Below are 19,338 nucleotides of genomic sequence, written 5' to 3'. Positions count from 1 at the left end.
TCGGAGTCACGCCGCCGTCGGCACCGTCGTGCTCACCACCCGGGCCGCCTGGAGCCCCCGTGCGAGATCTGCCCACAGGTCCTCGAGGTCCTCGAGTCCGACGCTGAGTCGCACCGTGCCCGGCCTCACCCCGCAGGCCGCGCGCTGGATCTCGCTCAGATGTGAATGGGTGGTGCTCCCCGGATGACAGACCAGCGAGCGAGCATCTCCGAGGTTCACCGCGATGGTCCACAGCGACAGCGCATCGCAGAAGGCCGCGGCCGCTGCCTCTCCTCCTGCGAGCTCCAGGGAAAACACCCCGGAGGTGCCCCGCGGGAAGTCTCGCCGCGCGAGGTGCGCATCCGGGCGACCCGGGATGCTGGAGTGCTCGACCGTGCTCACCCCCGGCAGTCCATGCAGCCGGCCAGCCAGCGCTGCGGCGTCCGTGCTGACCTTCCGCATCCGCAGGTCGAGGGTCTCGATGCCGACCAGGATCTGCTGGGCGCTCGCGGCAGGCAGGGTGGTGCCGAAGTCGGTGACGTACTTGGCACGGGCGTAGGCCAGCAGCCCGGAGCCTCCGCGACGGTACTCGTCGGCGAAGGTCACGCCGAAGCGCCGATTCGGGGTGGTGAGCTGCTGCCAGCGCTCCGGCCGCCGCCGTGGATCGAAGCGGCCGGTGTCCACGATCAGCCCGGCGATGGTGGTGCCGTGCCCGCACAGGTACTTGGTGGCGGAGTGGACCACCAGGTCGGCGCCGTGCTCTCCGGGCCGGTAGAGAGCCGGGCTCGCAAGCGTGGAGTCGACCACCACGGGGACATCGTGAGAATGGGCGATCGCGGTCAGTGCTGCGAGGTCCACGAGCTGGGCGCCGGGATTCGCGATGGATTCCACGATCGCCGCCCGGGTGCGGTCGGTGAAGGCGGCCTCCCACGCCGGAAGGTCCCATGGATCTGCCACCGTGCAGGTGACACCGAAGTCGGCGAGGGTGTCATCGAGGACCTCGGTGGTGCCGCCATAGAGCCGTGAGGAGGCGACGACATGTCCGCCGGGGGCGACCAGGGCACACAGGGCGATGGTGGTCGCGGACTGTCCCGAGGCGACAGCGATCGCGCCGATCCCCTGTTCCAGGGTGCTGATCCGCTGCTCGAGCACTGCTGTCGTGGGATTCCCGGAACGGGAGTAGGCGAAGCCTTCGGCACGTCGCTCGAACAGCGCCTTGAGCGAGGAGTGGGAGGCCTGGGCGTAGGCGCTCGAGGCGTAGACGGGCGGGGTCAGCGCGCGGTGGCCGTCGGCGGCTGGACCCCATCCCGCGTGTATCCCTGCCGTGCTCATAACGCCTCCTCGAGGTCTCCGGTGCTCACCGGACCATCGTCGGACGGCGCGGCGCCAGCGCGCGAGAACTATGACGGAGTGTGGCTCTCCGCGATCGCTGTGCCATCCACTGCTGTGCCATCCGCTGCCCAGATCCCCGAGCTGCCCCGCCGATGGGAGCCCAGCAGGTGGGTGTCGACCACCCCCAGCGCCTCCATCAGCGCGAACATGGTGGTCGGGCCGACGAACCGGAACCCGCGGCGTTTGAGCTCCTTCGCGAGCGCCACCGATTCCTCGCTCGTGGTGGGGACCTCCGCCGGCGTGCGGGGCTGTGGAGTCTGCGCAGGCTGGTAAGACCACACCAGATCCGCGAGCGTGGTTCCCGGCCCCCGCTCGTCCCGCAGGGCGATCGTCGCGCGGGCGTTGGAGAGGGTCGCCTCGATCTTTCCGCGGTGCCGGATGATCCCGGTGTCCGCGAGGAGCCGTTCGACATCCTCGGGGCCGAAGTTCGCGACGGCCTCGACGTCGAAGCCCTCGAACGCCCGCCGGAAGCCCTCCCGACGGCGCAGGATCGTGGCCCAACTCAGCCCCGATTGAAAACCTTCGAGCGCGAGCCGCTCGAAGACTCCGCGCTCGTCGCGCACCGGCATGCCCCACTCAGTGTCGTAGTAGAGGCGCAGATCGTCGTGCGTGGAGGCCCAGGCGGGGCGGGCCAGCTCGTCGGCGCCGATGATCAGATCCATGCTGCGTGCCCAGCCTCAGTCATCGATCCGGCCGACCGGCTCACGCTTCTCGGCCTGGAACTGGTCCTCGATACGACCCAGGGCCCAGTAGGCGGAGATCGAGATCTGCTCGCGCGGGATCCTCGCTTCCTTCACCAGCACCCTGCGCAGCAGTTTGGTGATGCCTCGCTCGACGTGGCAGAAGACCTGCAAGCCCTCGTGGTCGCTGAGCTCGAGCGCGGCGACCCGGTCGACCAGCAGCTGACGCTCACCGATCAGCCAGTGCAGCTCGACCCCGGCGGGGTGCTCGAGCGTGAGGCGATCCTCTTCACTGTCCAGCTGGATCAGCACCGTGCCGACCGCGCCGGGGTCCATCGACTCGAGGGCGGCGGCGATCGCGGGGACAGCGGCGTGGTCTCCGATGATCAGATGGCGACGGGTCTCCGGCTGCGGGGTGTAGCCGCCGCCGGCGCCGGACATGGCGATGCGCTCCCCCGGCTGTGCCTCGTCGGCCCACCGAGCGGCGACACCGTTGTCCGTCCCGTCTCCGTGCAGAACCACATCGATGTCCAGGCGCTGGTGCTCGTCGTCCCAGCGGCGCACCGTGTAGGTACGGCGTGCGGGCATCAGCTCGGGGCTCTGCTCCCGCAGCGCGTCCATGTCATAGGGGGGATGCAGGCCGGCGGCGGGATCCGCGATGAGCAACTTGACGTAGGCATCGGTGTGCTCATTGCGGTTCAGCGCGGCGTAGCCCTCTCCCCCGAGGGTGAGGCGCAGCAGGCGGGGCGAGATGCGGGTCTTGCTCAGCACCTCCAGGACGGCCTGGGTCTGAGGACGGCGCGCAGGGCGCCCCGCGGCGGTCTCGGCAAGGGCGGGCGATTCAGTGGTGGTCTGCATATCCTCCACATTACGCTACGCAGCACTTCCGTAAATGGGGAGGGGAGCGAACGCACCTCCTCTAGGCTGGGCAGATGAGCACACAGCCCCAGCCCGAGGTCGACGCAGTCGTGGTGGGTTCGGGACCCAACGGCCTTGCCGCCGCGGTCACCCTGGCGCGGGCCGGGCTCTCGGTGCAGGTGCTCGAGTCTCAGTCGACGATCGGCGGCGGTGCTCGCACCCTCGACCTCGGCCTGGCGCCCGGGATCGTGCACGACATCTGCTCTGCCGCCCATCCCCTCGCGCTCGCGAGCCCCTTCTTCGAAGCGTTCGATGTGCGGGCCCGCGGGGTCCGGGCGATCGCGCCGAACGCTTCCTATGCCCAGCCTCTGGACGACCAGCCAGCGGCGATCGCCTGGCGCGATGCCGAACGCACTGCGGACGGCCTCGGCGCCGACGGCTCCGCCTGGCGCGCCACCATCGGCACCCTCGCCCGGTATCAGGACCTCGTGGTCGAGCTCGCCCTCGGGGACAAGCGCTCGATCCCCCTCTCACTGCTCACCCCGCGGACTCTGCTGGCCGCGCCCGTCTTCGGTGCCCTGATCGGCCTGCAGGGCACGCCGGCGTGGGATCTGCCCTTTCGCACCGAGCGGGCCCGTGCCCTGCTGGGCGGCGTGGCCGCGCACGCCATCGGCACGATGCCCTCGCTCGCGCTGTCGGCGACCGCGGGGCTGCTCAGCGCGATCGGCCATGGGGTCGGCTGGCCGATCCCCGTCGGCGGCTCGCAGTCGATCATCGATGTCCTGGTGGAGGATCTCCGCGCGCATGGCGGGCAGATCATCACCGGTCACCATGTGCGCAGCTGGCGCGACGTGCCCCCCGCGCGTGCGGTGCTGCTGGATACCCCGGCGGGCGCCGCAGCGGACATCCTCGCGAACCGTCTGCCCGCATCGCTCGAGCGGGCGCTGCGCCGCTTCCCTCACGGCGACGCCGCAGCGAAGGTGGACTTCGTGCTCTCCGGCCCAGTGCCCTGGCGAGATCCGGAGGTCGGCGAGGCGGGGACCCAGCATCTCGGAGGCACTCGTGCCCAGATGGCTCATGCCGAGGCGCAGGTGGCGGCAGGGCGCGTCCCCGAGCAGCCGATGACGCTGGTCAGCGATCCGTCCGTCGCAGATCCCTCCCGCATGCACGGCGGCCTGCGCCCCCTCTGGGCCTATGCCCACATGCCCGCCGGGGACACCACCGACCCCACCGAGCTGGTGACCCGCCAGATCGAGCGTTTCGCCCCTGGGTTCCGCGACCTGATCGTCGCCTCGCAGGGAATACCGGCCTCACAGATGGCCCTGCACAACCCCGCCCTCGTCGGCGGCGACATCTCCATGGGCCGAGTCACCATGGCCGGGATGATCGCCCGTCCGACCGCACGCCTGGACCCCTACCGCCTGGCGGAGACGGGTTGGTACCTGTGCTCGCAGGCGACCCCGCCGGGTCCCGGAGTGCACGGGATGTCCGGCTGGCACGCCGCACGCCGGGTCCTCGCCCACGAATTCGGGATCGGCGAACTGCCGGACCTCTCCCCAGCGCCGACACAAAGGATTTCTCCGGCACTCGGCGACTGACCTCTCACACCTCGCGCCCTCTGTGTTGAATTGCTTTACCACATGCCACAGAATGGCTCACCGTGAATTCTTCAGACGGCCCAGCAGCCGATCCGACCGCTCCGCGCGCGGATCCGCACAACCCCACCGGCCGCAGCTTCCTGGGCCAGCCCGGGCCGCTCGCGAACCTGTTCAGCGTCGAGCTGTGGGAGCGGTTCAGCTTCTACGGGATGCAGGGCATCCTCGCGATCTACATGTACTTCTCCGCCACGCAGGGCGGGCTGGGGATCGACGAGACCGTCGCCCTCGGCATCGTCGGCGCCTATGGCGGCTCGGTGTACCTCTTCTCGATCCTCGGCGCGCTGGTCTCCGACCGCCTGCTGGGTCCGGAGAAGACCCTCTTCGGCAGCGCCGTGATGATCATGCTGGGGCACATCGCCCTGGCGTTGGTGCCGGGGGTCCCCGGCCTGATCGCCGGCCTGCTGCTGGTGGGCATCGGCTCGGGCGGCCTGAAGTCCACCGCCGCGACCCTGGTGGGCTCGCTGTACTCCCGCGACGATCCGCGCCGCGACGCGGGCTTCTCGATCTACTACATGGGCATCAACATCGGCGGCCTGCTGGGCCCGCTGATCACCGGCTTCGCCCAGCAGCTCTGGGGATTCCACCTGGGCTTCGCGCTCGCGGCCGTGGGCATGGCGGTAGGCCTGATCCAGTACGCGCTGACCCGCAAGGGCCTGCCGGAGAGTGTCCACGCCGTCCCGGATCCGCTGCCGCGCTCGCAGTACCCGCTCTGGTCCGGAATCGCTGTGGGCACCGTGGCGCTCGTGCTGGTGCTCGTCCTCACCGGAGCGCTCAATGCCGGGAACCTCGCCACCGTCGTCTCGGGCCTCGCCGTGGTCGGCGCCATCGTCATCTTCGCGCTGCTGCTCACCTCGAAGAAGCTCGATGCCGACGAGCGCTCCCGCGTGGTCTCGTTCATCCCGCTGTTCATCGGCACGGCCGCCTTCTTCGCGCTGTTCCAGCAGCAGTTCACCGTGATCACCCTGTACTCGGACACCCGCCTGGACCGCGAGATCTTCGGCTGGGAGATGCCGATCTCGTGGGTGCAGTCCTTCAACCCGTTCTTCATCATCGCGCTGGCCCCCGTGCTGGCTGCTGTCTGGACGAAGCTCGGCCCGCGCCAGCCCTCCACCCCGCGGAAGTTCGGCGTGGGCATCATCCTGATGGGCTCTGCCTTCCTGCTGTTCCTGCCGATGGCCTCGGTGGTCAAGGTGCCAGTGATGTGGATCGCGCTGATCATGCTGGTCGCCACGGTCGGCGAGCTGTGGCTCTCCCCCGTCGGCCTCTCGCTCGCCACCAAGCTGGCGCCGCGCTCCTATCCGGTGATGATGATGGCGCTGTACAACCTCTCGGTCGCCCTGGGCACCTCGCTCTCCGGGTCACTGGCGACGTTCTACTCGGCCGAGAACGAGGTCGCGTACTTCGGCGCACTGGGCGCGGTCACGATCGGGATCGGTGTGCTCATGCTGCTGATCGCCAAGCCCGTGGGCACCGCCATGCGCGGCGTGCGCTGAGCCTCAGCTCCCCAGCACCGGGAGCAGCACGCCGATCACGGCGCACACGATGCCCAGCGCCCCGGCTGCCCGTAGCAGCAGCCGGGCGCCGGGATCCTCCCAACCCTTGAGCAACCCGAGGGCCAGGAAGAGGACGAAGCAGAGCACCGCGATCGCGCCGACGACGCTGAGCAGGACGATCATCGCCGATTCCCCACCACGGCGAAGCTGACGCCGATCACTGCGCAGAGGATCCCGAGGCCCCCAGCAACGGCGTTCAGCGTCGCTCCCGCATCCCCGCTGATCACGAGGGAGAGGACGAAAGCCAGGACGGCGAGCAGCCCGACCACGGTGATGGCGACGAGCTGGAGGCGGCGGATCGGAGAGGCGGCGTGGGGCTCTGGGGTAGATGCCATCCCCTCACCCTAGGAAGTTCCGAACAAGTGTCCAAGGAGTCACTTGGCGCAGCTCAGTCCCGCAGCAGCGCCACCACCGCCACCAGCAGCGCTCCCGAACCGGTGAACCGACCCTGATCCTCCCTGAGCGCCCCGAGCGCGACCAGTGATTCGAGGTCATGCCTGACCCCCATCCACCGTGCCACCTCGTCACGGTCCTCGAGCACCTCCGGGTCCGCGCTGCGGAGGTCCCGCATCTCCAGCCCGCCCTCGCGGCAGGCGATCATCAGTGCGGCCAGCGTGTCCGGCATCCCGCGGAAGCCGCCGTCCTCGACCTCGCGAGCATCTCTCCCCAGCAGCAGCGCGGTCAGCACCGCATGGCCGAACTCGACGAACCCGGCAGGGTCCTGCGCGGCAGCGACGAACGGGATCGGCCCCCGCTCGCGATGCACGCGGCCGGCCCTCACCTCGAGCCAGCCGCCGTCGCGCAGCGTCACCCAGGGGCCGACGAGCTCCGGGTGGTCCCACATGCTGCGGACCCCGCGCACGTCCTGCTCGATCCCGCACCGTGCCAGCAGCTCCCCAGTGTCCGCACGCCCGAGCGCACCGGTGGCAGTGATCCGCCGCCCCTGGCCGACGAACTCCAGCAGGGCGACCGTGCAGCGCACGAAGCTGTTGCCCGCGTAGACCTCGGGATCCTGCTCGAGGTCGAGCGACATCAGCGCCTCGCGGGAGGTGGACGGCTCGGGCAGGAACCAGGGCCAGCCGGCGGGTGCGGGGTCGTGCGCTTCCTCTGCCACGGCTCGCAGCGCGGCTCCTCGGTCATAAGGCCGGGCGGGGTCAGCGAGCCGTCCCGTCTCGCTCAGGGCGACGCGCTCCTGGTCCGCCAGCGAGTTGTACCAGTGCATATAGGCCGCGAGCTCCCGCTCGTCCTCGAGGTCGATGCCAAGGTGCATCCCGTACCCGAGGATGTTGGTGGAGAAGGAGCGGCGGGTGGGGTCGTCGGCCGCTTCAAGGGTCGCGAACTCGAGCTCGGTGAGCACCGCGGGCGCCGCGCTGGCGCTCATCGACTCGGAATCCCAGCGCCCGGTCTCTCGCAGGTAGGTGAAGAACCGCGTCAGCGTGGGCACCATGTCCATCACCTGCTCGCGCGGCTGAATCACGGTGCGCGGAACCACCTCGGTGAGCAGTGCGATGACCAGCGACTCGGTCCAGTGGCCGGGGTTGGAGCTGTCCAGTCGATCGGCTTTGAGCCGCAGGAGGGTCTCCAGCGTGCGGACTTCGTCGACGGCCGGGGCGTCCTCGTCCGCCGTGACCCTCCAGGTCCCATATTCGGACAGCACCAGCTCACGCTCGCGCTGCTGTGCCTGCTGCTCGTCCGTCATCCCTCCAGCATGACGGCCCGAGCGGTCGCGTGCCAACGGCGGCTCACAGCGTTCCCCGCCGTGCGGTGCCCGCGTCGAGCATCCGCTGGGCCCGGGCGATGGTGTGGGAGTCGTAGGCCCCAATCGAACGCGCCTCGTTGAGCGCATCCTGCTGGACCTCCAGCAGCAGCTGGCTGAGCTCCGGCAGCTGCGCCTTCAGCGGTTCCTGGACTCCTGCCGGCTGCGGCTCCTGCGTGCGGCTGTGGAGTCGCCGGAACTTCTCCAGCACGGCGCTGTCGAAGGGTTCACCGCCGCGGCGTCTGAGGTCCGGGTTGTCCAGGACCTGCACGGCGGAGGCCTCCCGCAGCTCCCCCAGCAGGAGCGACAACTCTCGCTGGGCCTGCTCCTCGTCGGTGCCGCGGATGCCGAGCACCCGGATCAGCAGCGGCAGGGTCCCGCCCTGACCCACCAGGGTCACCACTGCCACGACGAAGGCGAGCAGGACCAGCTGCGAACGGTAGGGGAAGTCCAGGGGCAGAGACTGGACGGCGGCGAGGGTGACCACTCCGCGCATCCCGGCCCACGCGATCACCGCTCCCCCGCGCAGTCCCAGCCCGTTGCCGGCGTAGAAGCGGGCGTCGGCCTGATGGCGCTGCAGCCAACGTTCGATGCGCGCCCGACGGGGATGCTGCGGGAGCCTGTCGTCTTGGGAGACCTGGTCGAGGATCTCCTCGAACCGCCGAGCCTTCTCCAGATGACCGGAGCGGCGGCGGCGCGCGGCGAGCACCACCGGGACCACGAAGACCGTGCGGATCACCGCCAGAGCCAGCACCATCGCGATCCCGATCCAGACCGAGTCGGTCACGGAGAGCCCGGCGCTGCGCACATCGGCGACCAGCGTGCGCAGCTGCAGACCCATCAGCAGGAACACCCCGTTCTCCAGCAGCAGCTGGATGGTGAGCCAGTTCAGCCGCTCGGCGGTCCTCCCCTGGACGCTCAGCCGACGCACGCCACCAGCACCCGTGGCCAGGCCAGCCGCCACCACGGCCAGCACTCCGGACGCCCCCAGAGCTTCGGCAGGGAGGAACGCGATGAACGGCACCACGAAGGAGATCGCCGTGGTCAGGGCGGGCTGGTCGATTCGGGACCGTACCCGGACCGCGAGCACGCCGACGAAACCGCCGATCACCACCGCGATCACCACCGCGTAGGCGAAGTCCCCGGCCGCCTGCCAGAAGGAGAAGGCACCGGCGGTCGCGGCCACGGCGGTGCGCAGCAGCACCAGCGCGGTGGCGTCGTTGACCAGCCCCTCGCCTTCCAGGATCGTGAGCAACCGAGGTGGCAGCCCGAGTCGCTTGCCGATCGTGGTCGCGGCAACCGCATCCGGCGGGCTGATCACGGCGCCGACGGCGATCGCGGCAGCGATCCCCAGATCCGGGAAGATCCACCACAGCAGGGCACCGGTACCGAAGGCGGAGACCAGCACGAGCACCACCGACAGCGCGCCGATGGTTCGCAGATCACGACGGAAGTCCACCACTGGCATGTTCACCGCCGCGGAGTACAGCAGCGGCGGCAGCACCCCGGCGAGGATCAGCGCCGGGTCCGGAGCGATCGGCGGCATCCCGGGCAGGAAGCTGAGCCCCAGCCCGAGCAGCACCAGCACAATCGGAGTGGCCACTCCGAACTTCCCGGCGAAGTAGGAGGACGCGACGATCAGCAGCACGCCGACGACCGCGACGAGCTCGAGCTGTTCGACTCCCATCCCCAGAGCTTAGGACCACGGCACGCGCTGTTCGGTCGCCGTGCAGGTCCTGGACACCCGACCGTCCGCAAGAATTCGATGGTGGGGAGGACACTGATCGGAGACACTGGAACTACCCGGGCTGACTACAGCAGCCGATGGGCGGAGGTGACGCAATGGCACAGGTACGGGTCTACAACCTCGGATTCGACCCCGACACCGGGGTCGGCGAGCTCCTGCACACCACCAGCGTGCGCCACGCCTTCGGCATGATCCGGCGAGAGGTCGCGCATCCGGTCGAGCTCACGATCATCCAGGACAGGATCATCCCCACCGCCCTCGAGCTGTCCCGTGAGCTGAGCGGTGCCTGGGTGGAAGGTGCCGGGCAGCGATCGATCGGATTCTCCTACCGGTCGATCCATGAGCGGGATCGCTGGACCTGTGCGTACTGCCGTCGGCGCGTGTCCAAGAGCCCGCCCTGCGAGGGCCTGCTCGCCACGGTGGACCACATCCTCCCGGTCTCTCGCGGCGGCCCGTCGTCCTGGACCAATCTGGTCTCCGCGTGCAAAGAGTGCAACAACCGCAAGGCAGATCGCACCCCGGAAGAAGCGGGGATGCCGTTGCGGGTGCATCCCTATGACCCGGCTCTCGTTCAGAGGTTCCTCGGGGGCGCACGCCGGCTTCCACTGCTGATCAGCAGGTGACCTTCACCAGGCACTATTCGGCAACGTGAGCATCGCCGCACTCCCTCTCATCAGCAGATATCTCATCTATGAGTTACGGTCACGAGATGACTGAGAACGAGGACTACCTGGCACGGATCGGCACCTTGATCCGCGACGCCCGTCAGCACTCCGGCCTCACCCAGGCCCAGCTCGCCGCCGAGCTCGGCACGAGCCAGAGCGCCGTGAACCGCATCGAGAAGGGTCAGCAGAACCTCACCTTGGAGACCATCTCGAAAATCGGATCCGCTCTCGACTCCGAGCTGGTGGGACTCGGCGCTTCCGGCGCGAGCCACCTGCGCGTGCAGGGCGAGACCACCCTGTCCGGCGCGATCGACGTGAAGTCGTCGAAGAACGCCGGCGTGGCCCTGCTGTGCGCGTCGCTGCTGAACACGGGGACCACCGTGCTGCGCAAGGTCGCGCGCATCGAAGAGGTCAACCGTCTGCTCGAGGTGCTCACCTCGATCGGGGTGAAGGCCACCTGGCTCAACGAGGACAACGACCTCGAGCTGCGCGTCCCGGCCACCCTGGACCTCTCCTCGATCGACGCGGACGCCGCCCGCCGCACCCGCTCGATCATCATGTTCCTGGGCCCGCTGCTGCATCGCGCCGGGAAGTTCCAGCTCCCCTACGCCGGCGGCTGCGATCTGGGCACACGCACCGTGGAGCCGCACATGTCGGCTCTGCGCCACTTCGGCCTCGAGGTGGTGGCCACCGATCACCACTACCAGGCCAGCACTTCTCCTGTCTCCGGCAAGCGGCGCCCGATCGTGCTCACCGAGCGCGGCGACACCGTCACCGAGAATGCGCTCCTGGCCGCTGCGCTCTATGACGGCGAGACCCTCATCCGCAATGCGAGCCCGAACTACATGGTCCAGGACCTGTGCTTCTTCCTTGAGAAGCTCGGCGTGACGATCGAGGGCATCGGCACCACCACGCTGCGCGTGCAGGGGAAGCCCGCGATCTCCACCGATGTGGACTACGCGCCGAGCGAGGACCCGATCGAGGCGATGAGCCTCATCTCTGCAGCGATCGTGACGCGGTCCAGCATCACGGTGCGCCGGGTCCCGATCGAATTCATGGAGATCGAGCTGGCGCTGCTCGAGGAGATGGGCCTGCAGTACGACCGCTCCGAGGAGTACCTGGCGGAGAACGGCAAGACTCGTCTGGTGGACATCACCACCTATGCCTCGGATCTCAAGGCCCCGATCGACAAGATCCATCCCATGCCGTTCCCCGGTCTGAACATCGACAACCTCCCGTTCTTCGCGGTGATCGCGGCGACCGCGGAGGGGCAGACGATGCTCCATGACTGGGTGTATGAGAATCGGGCGATCTACCTCACCGAGCTGACCAAGCTCGGCGCGAATGTGAAGCTGATGGATCCGCACCGGGTGCTCATCGAGGGCCCGACGCGGTGGAGCGGTGCAGAGCTGGTGTGCCCGCCCGCGCTGCGCCCGGCCGTGGTGATACTGCTGGCGATGCTCGCTGCGAAGGGCACCTCGGTGCTCCGGAACGTCTACGTCATCAACCGCGGCTACGAGGATCTCGCGGCACGGCTGAACAAGCTGGGTGCTCGGATCGAGACGTTCCGGGATATCTGAGCCTGGGGCCTGAGGCCTGAGGCCTGAGGCCTGAGGCCTGGGGTCCGAGGCCTGGGGTCCGAGTCCTCGGGCCTCAGCCTTCGTGTCGGTTCAGAAGGGTGGTTCGGTCTCGTCGTAGGTGAGGCCGGGTGGGATGATGCGGCGGCCGCGGTGTTTGGCCCACGCGGCGCGGCGGTCTTCTGCCGCGCGTTCTTGCCGGGGTCGGGCTTTCTCTTCGGCGTGGAGGCGCAGCGCGTCCTCGTGGGCGCGTTGGTAGGTCCGCCAATCCCGTTCGAGGATCCGGGCGAGGCGTGGGGTCAGCAGATCCGTGTCCTCTACCGTGCGTAGCCGGATATCCCGCCCGATATCCCACGTCGTCGCGAGCGGCCCAGCGGTCGTGGTCCCGTCACCACCAGCGGGGTCATCGGCCGGGTCACGTTCGGGGTCGATCATGCCAGCGGTCTTCTGTTTGTGGTGGAGCCAGCAGAGGCGGTGCAGATTCCATAGCGAGGTCTGCCCACCCTGGCCCGGGTGGTCGTGGTCGTATTCGATGATGTGGTCATCCTCCGCAGCGATCACCGTCGCCCGGGTGCAGCCCGGCACCGCACACACGGGGTGCCGCAGCCGCAGCTGCAACCGCATCTGGGCGGTGGGTGAGTACGTCTCCGCCGTCACCGGCAGGTACGCGCCGGTGATCGGGTCGGTGAGGATCCGCTGCCACGTCGGCTCACCCGCAGCCAGGTCTCGGGCGAGCTCTGCGGGCAGGGGCGTCATCCCATCCAGCAGCGCCGGCGCGTCACTATGCCCCATCAACGTCAGGGCCGGGACGGTGACCAGGATCTTGTACGGCCGTGCCGTCTCCTCGACCGGATCGATATCCAGGACCGAATGCGTCAAAATCGCATACCTCAGCGTCCGGAGCGACAAGGCCGTCCCTCGGTCGGCGAGGTCACGATCAATATCGAACGGCAACGGCCCCTCCGCCCCGGCTTCGAGCGCGTGACGCTGAGCCTGCTGGACGGTGCGGGCGGCGATATCGAGCCGGTGGGCAAGGGCCTGGATCTCCGGGATCGGACCGGTCACCATCAGCGACGCGGTCCCCGTCTCGGTATCAACCCCCACGATCTCCACATTCCGTGACTGCGACGGCAGGGCAGGCAGAGTCCCGGCGGTCGCGAGAGCGACACCGAGCCGGACCTGCTTCTCGAACGTGTCCTGCGAGACCGACGGGATCTCGACCGCAGCCATATGCGCATCCACCTCCCGCGCCTGGTCCTCGGTCAGGCGACGGGTGTGGCGGATCAGGTAATGGTGCCAGTCCTCGGGCAGCTCCCCGCGCCGCAGATACGTGAACGTCACCGGCATCCACGCAACCGCCAGATGCGCATCACGCACCATCGCGTGGGCCTGGAGATAGGTGCACCGCAGCCCGGCGGCGACCTTCAACGCGGTGATGTCCGCGTCATCGAGCACGCCCTGCACCTCGGGATCCTCCCGAAAGAACGTCGAGAGCTGACGCAGCTGATGCGCCCGCAGACTCGCCCGGAACCGCATCGTCCGATGCAGATCCATCACCCGCCCCGCATCCAAACTCCCCGGCACAGCCTCAGCGAGGATGTACTCCGCATCCAACTCCCGCCGCGCCCGCACCCTCCACGCCGGCAGGCCTACCGGAGCGGTACCGGGCTCGGCAGAGGAGCCGGGCGCGGGCGCGGGTTCAGCGGGAGCATCAGGCGCACCAGGCTCCGCTACGGCGTTGGGCGAATCTACGGCACCGGCGACAGCGGGGACCGAGGAGCGCGCGGCAGAGACATCGCTGTCAGCCGCGGCTTGCTCGGCAGGACCGTCCTCACGCGCAGGGGCCCCGGCCGGCTGCTGACCCGCCGCGTCGTCGGACGCGAACTGACCCTCCTCGAACTCACCCACCGAAACCCCTCCTCCCCGCACACCAAAAACCTGTTCATCAATTCTGCGACACCCCTCAATACTAATTCCCCACCGCCGCTTACTGAAGGGTCAGTGCGAAATGGGGATGAATCTGTGGATAACCCACGAGTGGGGAGGAACCGTCGCACAAAGGGAAGGCAGACGAGGTGCCATTGAGGTGCCATTGAGGTGCCAGCGAAGCGTGAATTAGGCGCCACTGAAGCGCAGCTGGGGCACCGGTAGGCATGATTGAGCACCAGCGGAACACCGCCACCGGGGCACGACGTACCTGGTGGTGCGTCCGGAACCCGCCAAGAGGGCCAGCGGCGGCGGCGCCCGCAGGAAACATGTTCCGCCTAGACGAACAATGTCGGCGACTACAACGTCGAACGGAACGCCGAAGTAACTATCTAATTGTCAAGACCCGTCCCGAGAACGTGGATAACTCGCACTGTGGAGGAACGGTGCACCCATATCGACCGTGGCGGAAGCGGCTGTCTTCCCGATGCGTCCGCCATTCCGGAGCGACGAATGCACGGCACTGGGCCGACGGCCGTGCGACCCATGCATCCGGGGCGCTCCAGGTGACCGATCTCAGTCAGTGCGGGCCCATGGCTACGCGATGCTCCCCTGCCGAGCCCACACTTCCGCCCCCGCCAGGATCTGCTTGGCCGCGACATCCGCCCCCGCGAGCAACGGAGAGGGAACCCCAGGGGTGGCGCCGATCGCGGAACCCGGCTGGGTCGATGCTGCAGGGATCCCGAGGACGATCACGGACTGATCCACCGTGCCGTCGGCTGCGATGAGGTTGTGCCCTCCGAGCACCTCGTCGGAGATCTCGGCCTGGGTGGCCTCCATGCTGTCGGTCTGCACGCCGTCCACAGCATGAATGCGGGCACGACCAGTGTCGAGCAGGGAACGCAGCAGCGGATCGCTGGTCTGCGGGATCTTCCCCTTCGACATCCGTGTCTCCAGCAGGACGGCGGAGGTGACCACCCGCCCGGTGACCGGAGACGCGGCGCGGAAGAGGCCGGAGGTCTCGTCGGCCTCGACCACCATCTCGGGACCGATCAGCTCCACCACCCCCGCCTCGATCAGGGCGAGCACGAGGCGCACCCGCTCGGCGGGAGGCCCGGAGGCGAGCGCCAGGGAATCGCCATCGAACCAGCCCAGCACATCCCGGGCGAGGGACTCACCGGTGAAGGCGCCGAGCCTGGTGAGGCGGCCGATACGGCGGCGCAGCGCCCCCATGGCGCCGTTGACCGCTGCGCGCGGGTGCCGCCAGGGATCGGACATCGAGCCCAGCTCGTCGGTGATCAGTCGCCGCACCCGCTGCGACCAGTCCTTCGCCCCGACCGGTTCGCCATGGGTGGGGCGGTGCAGCTCATCAAGGGTCCAGGTCCACTGAGGATCGATGACTGCGGCCGCGAGCACCGCATCGACCGCGTTCTGCGTCTCGGCGATGTCCAGTCCGGGGAGCCATCCTTCGGCCACTGCGTCGGGCGTGAACTCGGTGAGGGCCTCGAGGTAGACGCGGGCGAACTCCCGGGCGAGGACCGGCCAGACCTCCGCCCGGAAGTCGACGTCGGAGCGCCCGCCCAGGGCAGCGAACCACTCCTCTTGCGCCCAGCGAGGCGCAAAAGGTCGCACCGAGCGGCCGCCGTCGGGCTTGGAGCGGTAGGGGACGCCGCGCCGCGAGCCGACCACCAGCTGCGGTTCGAGACCGCTGGGGAGGTAGCGCAGGCGTCCTCGGGGATCGCCGTCGACCGGGGTGAACTCTCCGCCCCACTCGGCCGCCAGCTGCCCGATCACGTCGAAGAAGTTCGCCCCCAGACCTCGTACCAGCACGGTCTCTCCCGCGGGCAGGCCGGTGTACGAACGTTCGGCGGGCATGCCGGGCTCGACGTAGCGCAGCGCGAAGCGATCGGCGAAGTCGACCAGGGCGGTGACCTCGTGGCTGCGCTGTGACTGGACCATCCCCTGGGCGAGCACCACGGTGGGCGCGGCCAGCCGCTGCCCGTCCCGGAGGACCACGACGGTCTCCGCGCCCTCCCGCTCGAGATCGACGGCGAGGCCCACCACCTCGGTGACCTCGACTGCGCCGGTGGCGATCGCGGCATCGAGCTGGTCGCGGAAGTACACGCCCTGCAGGCGCCGCGTGGGGAAGGAGGCGCCGGTGAGCTCGGCGGCCTCTGCGAGCACCCACTCCCCCACCGGATGGCCGCCGTCGGCGCGGATGCGGCGAGCCCAGTCCACCAGGTCGGGGCCGGGCGCTGCGGGGCCGCTCATCCGGGTGGAGTCGTCGGGGTAGACGGTCGTGGCGTCGGCCTGGGTGTTGTTCAGGTACTGCGCGGGCTGGTCGATCAGCCAGGTCGCGCCAGGACCGACAGCCCATGCGTCGATGACGGCGAGGCGCACAGGCCCGGTGCCGGCGGCGTGGACGCGGGCTGCGGTGCGCAGCACGGTCGCGACGCCGCGCGGCCCGCCGCCGACGATCACCGCATCGAAGTGGTCAGACGCGGCGGTGCTCATCGGACCGTGGCAGGGATCTGGTCCGCGTGCGGTGCCTCAGCTGCCTCCAGCTCGTCGAGCCGGCTGCCGGTGCGGGTGAATCCGGCAGCATCGACCCGCGGGCGCACCTCGACGGCATCCTCACGCTCGAACACCTCGACGTCGACTTCGTAGACGGAGCGCAGGATCGGTCCCTGAAGTGCCTGGGCCGGCGTGCCGTCGGCGACCAGGTGTCCGCCGTGCAGCACGATCACCTGATCGCAGTAGCGGGCGGCGTGGTTGAGGTCGTGGATCGCGATCAGGGCGCTGATCCCCTCCTCGCGGGTGATCTGCCGGACCAGCTGGAGAGTTTCGATCTGGTAGCGCAGGTCCAGGGCGGAGGTCGGCTCGTCGAGCAGCAGCACGCGGGGATCCTGGGCGAGCGCGCGGGCGATCATGGCGCGCTGCGCCTGTCCCCCGGAGAGCTCGGACATCGACTGCTCGGCGATGTCGCTCAGGCCCATCCGCACGATCGCGTCCTCGACCTTCGCACGATCCGCGGCTCCGGGGGAGATGCCGAAGTGAGGGGTGCGGCCCAGCATCACGGCCTCGCGCACGGAGAGGTCGAAGGGGGCGTCCCCCGCCTGCGGCACATAGGCGACGATCCGGGCGAGCTCGCGGCGGCCGAGGCTCGCGATGTCGCGGCCCTCCACGGCGATGCGGCCCTGCTTGGCGCGGTGGACCCCGGCGAGAGCTTTGACCATGGTCGACTTGCCGGAGCCGTTCGGTCCCAGCAGGGCGCAGAACGCCCCGGCGGCGACCTCGAAGGTGATGTCCTCGAGAATCGTGCGAGTGCCGTAGGAGAAGGAGAGGTCGGAGACGGAGAGGCTCACTTCAGACTGTTCCTTCGCGTGAGGATGAGATAGATGAACACGGGGCCGCCGATGAAGGCGACCACGATACCGACGGGCACCACCGCCGGGGCGATGACGGTGCGGCCCACGGCGTCGGCGACCAGCAGCAGCATCCCGCCGGACAGTGCTGCGAAGGGCAGCAGGTGGCGGTGGTCGGCGCCGATCGCGAGGCGCGCGATGTGGGGGCCGACGAGACCTACGAAGCCGATGATCCCGCAGAAGGAGACCACCACCGCGGCCAGCACGACGGCCAGCGTGATGAGCCCGATCCGCACCGGGCCGACGTTGACGCCGAAGCTGCGGGCGGCGTCGTCCCCGGCGAACGCGATCGCGTTGAGGTCCCGGGAGAAGAACAGCGTCACCGGGATCGCGATCACGGTCAAGGTGCCGACGATCAGCACGTCCGACCAGGTCGCGTCGTTCACGGAGCCGAAGGTCCAGCGGATGATGGCCTGCAGGGTGTTCTCGTTGGCGGTGAACTGGAGGGCTGAGGTGAGCGCCTCGAAGATCTGGGTCATCGCGATGCCGAGCAGCAGCAGGGTGGCCACGGCCATCCGGCGCGCGGTGGCGATGCCGAGCACCACAGCGGAGACCGTGAGCGCCATGATCATGGCCCCGGCGATGGTTGCCCACACGGGCAGCTGGTTGGTGCCGGCCAGGGTGATCACCAGCGCTGCGCCGAAGGCCGCGGCCGGGGAGACGCCGAGGGTGAAGGGGCTGACCAGTGGGTTCCGCAGCAGCCCCTGCATGAGCACACCGGAGACCGACAGCGCGGCGCCCGCCGCGAAGGCGAGCAGCACGCGCGGCAGCCGCAGCTGGGTGATGACGGCATAGGACGGGGCGAAGTCGGCGCTGATGGTGCCGCCGAAGATGCTCACCTGGAGGGAGCGCAGCACGTCGCCGAAGCCCACCCCGGCGGTGCCGATGGTGACGGAGGCGATCAGCGCCAGGGCGGAGACCACGGCGCCGACGGCGAGGACGAGGGACTTGCGCAGTTCGCGCCGCCGGGCCGGTTCAGCCGACGTCGGGGCCGGCACCGGGGTGGGCGCGGGCTGCTTCTGCAGAGTCGCGGTCATGCCTGCGGTCCCTGGACATAGGCCGACGGATCGCTCAGCTCGGTGTTCTGGAACTCCGTCACCCAGCGGGTGAGGAACTCCTCGGGTACGACGCCGTCCATCGCCTCCGGATGCAACCAGCTGCCGAGGTAGAGCGCGCCGATCGACTTCCCGAGCGCGCTGGTCGCCCAGCCGTTCGCGATCGCGACACGGCCCTCGGACACTGCGCTCAGCCCGGCCCAGCCGGGTCGGCCCGCGAGATCCGCGCGCAGGGCGTCGAAGCGGTCGACGGGTTCGGCAGAGGGCTCGAACTCATGCATCACGAACTGCGGGTCGCGCAGCACCACCTCGGAGGGGTCCACGGTCAGCTCCTCCTGGGCGTCACCCCCGGAGGCGTCGTCGAAGATGTTGGAGCCGCCGGCCGCCTCGATCATGGCGTGGAAGCCGGAGCCGGGAAGCGTGGTCAGGTACGGCTCGACCGTCTCGAAGTAGACCGGGACCGGCTCCACGTCGGCCAGATTCTCCTCGAGGATGCCGGAGATCTCGGCCCGGAAGTCGAGCACCTGCTGGGCCCCGTCCTCGAGTCCGAAGACCTGACCGAGCAGGGTGAGAGTCGCATCGACCACCTCGGTGTCCCAGGCGGTCGCGATGACGACGGGGATGTCGAAGGCGGAGAGCTGCTCGAGCGCCTCCTGCCAGACGGCGTTGCGCGGGAGGATCACGACGTCGGGGCGGAGCTCGGCGATGGCCTCATAGTTGAGCTGGTCGAGACCTTCGGCGATCACCTGGTCCTCGGCGAGGTCGAGATAGGGCAGCCGGTCCAGGGAGGCCCGGTCCACGCCGATGACGCGGTCGCCGGCGCCGATGGCGCGCACGAACTCGTTGGAGTAGCTGTTGACGACGACGGCGGTCTGCGCGGGGCCGGGCAGGACCACCTCGCGGTCCTGGTCGTCGACGATCGTGAGCTGCTCAGCGGTGTCGGCCTGTCCTTCGACGGTGACCTCGCCGCAGGCGGCGAGGCCGAGGACGGGAAGTGCGGCGAGAGCGGTGCCGAGCACGGTGCGGCGGGTGAGCCCGCGGCGGGGGGATGCGGTGGTCATAGGTCC

The 19,338-nt window shown here is 69.3% G+C and carries 16 protein-coding genes; 4 read left to right on the top strand and 12 right to left on the bottom strand.

Annotated elements, in window-relative coordinates; all coding sequences use genetic code 11:
- Positions 1-6: 6 nt before the first annotated feature.
- The 3 genes from ABD893_RS10795 to ABD893_RS10785 all read right to left on the bottom strand — a co-directional run bounded on the left by ABD893_RS10795 (position 7) and on the right by ABD893_RS10785 (position 2,909).
- On the bottom strand, positions 7-1,311 hold the full coding sequence (locus tag ABD893_RS10795) for an O-acetylhomoserine aminocarboxypropyltransferase/cysteine synthase family protein (protein ID WP_345079601.1): 1,305 nt from the start codon (positions 1,309-1,311) through the stop codon (positions 7-9).
- Positions 1,312-1,379: 68 nt separating this feature from the next.
- Positions 1,380-2,033 (bottom strand): DNA-3-methyladenine glycosylase I, encoded by a 654-nt coding sequence (locus ABD893_RS10790; protein WP_345079598.1) that lies wholly within the window; start codon positions 2,031-2,033, stop codon positions 1,380-1,382.
- A 15-nt stretch (positions 2,034-2,048) separates the two neighbouring features.
- Positions 2,049-2,909, bottom strand: a complete 861-nt coding sequence (locus ABD893_RS10785) for a siderophore-interacting protein (protein WP_345079595.1) — start codon at positions 2,907-2,909, stop codon at positions 2,049-2,051.
- Positions 2,910-2,983: 74 nt separating this feature from the next.
- On the opposite strand from ABD893_RS10785, the gene ABD893_RS10780 reads away from it, so the two are divergent.
- Together ABD893_RS10780 and ABD893_RS10775 are read left to right on the top strand one after the other, a co-directional pair.
- Positions 2,984-4,507: a phytoene desaturase family protein gene (locus tag ABD893_RS10780; protein ID WP_345079592.1), complete on the top strand. Its 1,524-nt coding sequence runs from the start codon at positions 2,984-2,986 to the stop codon at positions 4,505-4,507.
- Between the two features lie 62 nt (positions 4,508-4,569).
- On the top strand, positions 4,570-6,060 hold the full coding sequence (locus tag ABD893_RS10775) for a peptide MFS transporter (RefSeq protein WP_345079589.1): 1,491 nt from the start codon (positions 4,570-4,572) through the stop codon (positions 6,058-6,060).
- 3 nt (positions 6,061-6,063) lie between these two features.
- On the opposite strand, the gene ABD893_RS10770 is transcribed toward ABD893_RS10775, so the two are convergent.
- From ABD893_RS10770 to ABD893_RS10755, 4 genes are read right to left on the bottom strand one after another with little or no spacing between them, the layout of a single operon-like run.
- Positions 6,064-6,243 (bottom strand): hypothetical protein, encoded by a 180-nt coding sequence (locus ABD893_RS10770; RefSeq protein WP_345079586.1) that lies wholly within the window; start codon positions 6,241-6,243, stop codon positions 6,064-6,066.
- Positions 6,240-6,455, bottom strand: coding sequence for a hypothetical protein (locus ABD893_RS10765; protein ID WP_345079583.1), 216 nt, complete (start codon positions 6,453-6,455; stop codon positions 6,240-6,242). The genes ABD893_RS10770 and ABD893_RS10765 overlap by 4 nt, the downstream gene beginning before the upstream one ends.
- A 53-nt stretch (positions 6,456-6,508) precedes the next feature.
- Entirely contained in the window at positions 6,509-7,819 is a 1,311-nt protein-coding gene (locus tag ABD893_RS10760; protein ID WP_345079580.1) for a hypothetical protein, read from the bottom strand.
- 43 nt (positions 7,820-7,862) lie between these two features.
- Complete coding sequence (locus tag ABD893_RS10755; RefSeq protein ID WP_345079577.1) at positions 7,863-9,563, bottom strand: cation:proton antiporter; 1,701 nt, start codon at positions 9,561-9,563, stop codon at positions 7,863-7,865.
- A gap of 155 nt (positions 9,564-9,718) precedes the next feature.
- Here ABD893_RS10755 and ABD893_RS10750 point away from each other — a divergent pair, with 155 nt between their 5' ends.
- Positions 9,719-10,246, top strand: a complete 528-nt coding sequence (locus ABD893_RS10750) for an HNH endonuclease (protein WP_345079574.1) — start codon at positions 9,719-9,721, stop codon at positions 10,244-10,246.
- Between the two features lie 86 nt (positions 10,247-10,332).
- Entirely contained in the window at positions 10,333-11,868 is a 1,536-nt protein-coding gene (locus tag ABD893_RS10745) for a UDP-N-acetylglucosamine 1-carboxyvinyltransferase (RefSeq protein WP_345079571.1), read from the top strand.
- Between the two features lie 90 nt (positions 11,869-11,958).
- Here ABD893_RS10745 and ABD893_RS10740 read toward each other — a convergent pair whose 3' ends face one another.
- From ABD893_RS10740 to ABD893_RS10720, 5 genes are all read right to left on the bottom strand, one after another.
- Entirely contained in the window at positions 11,959-13,773 is a 1,815-nt protein-coding gene (locus ABD893_RS10740; RefSeq protein WP_345079568.1) for an HNH endonuclease signature motif containing protein, read from the bottom strand.
- A gap of 615 nt (positions 13,774-14,388) precedes the next feature.
- Positions 14,389-16,305, bottom strand: coding sequence for an FAD/NAD(P)-binding protein (locus ABD893_RS10735; RefSeq protein WP_345079565.1), 1,917 nt, complete (start codon positions 16,303-16,305; stop codon positions 14,389-14,391).
- Positions 16,302-17,156, bottom strand: a complete 855-nt coding sequence (locus ABD893_RS10730) for an ABC transporter ATP-binding protein (RefSeq protein ID WP_345079562.1) — start codon at positions 17,154-17,156, stop codon at positions 16,302-16,304. The genes ABD893_RS10735 and ABD893_RS10730 overlap by 4 nt, the downstream gene beginning before the upstream one ends.
- Complete coding sequence (locus ABD893_RS10725) at positions 17,153-18,253, bottom strand: FecCD family ABC transporter permease (RefSeq protein WP_345079559.1); 1,101 nt, start codon at positions 18,251-18,253, stop codon at positions 17,153-17,155. The genes ABD893_RS10730 and ABD893_RS10725 overlap by 4 nt, the downstream gene beginning before the upstream one ends.
- Entirely contained in the window at positions 18,250-19,332 is a 1,083-nt protein-coding gene (locus ABD893_RS10720; RefSeq protein WP_345079554.1) for an ABC transporter substrate-binding protein, read from the bottom strand. Before ABD893_RS10720 ends, ABD893_RS10725 begins: the two co-directional genes overlap by 4 nt.
- Between the last annotated feature and the right edge of the window lie 6 nt (positions 19,333-19,338).

The sequence above is a fragment of the Brachybacterium paraconglomeratum genome, from assembly GCF_039541415.1.
In the GTDB taxonomy this organism is placed as follows: Bacteria; Actinomycetota; Actinomycetes; order Actinomycetales; family Dermabacteraceae; genus Brachybacterium; species Brachybacterium paraconglomeratum_A.
The sequence above is the reverse complement of the archived record's forward strand: the minus strand, read 5'-3'. Positions and strand labels throughout refer to the sequence as shown.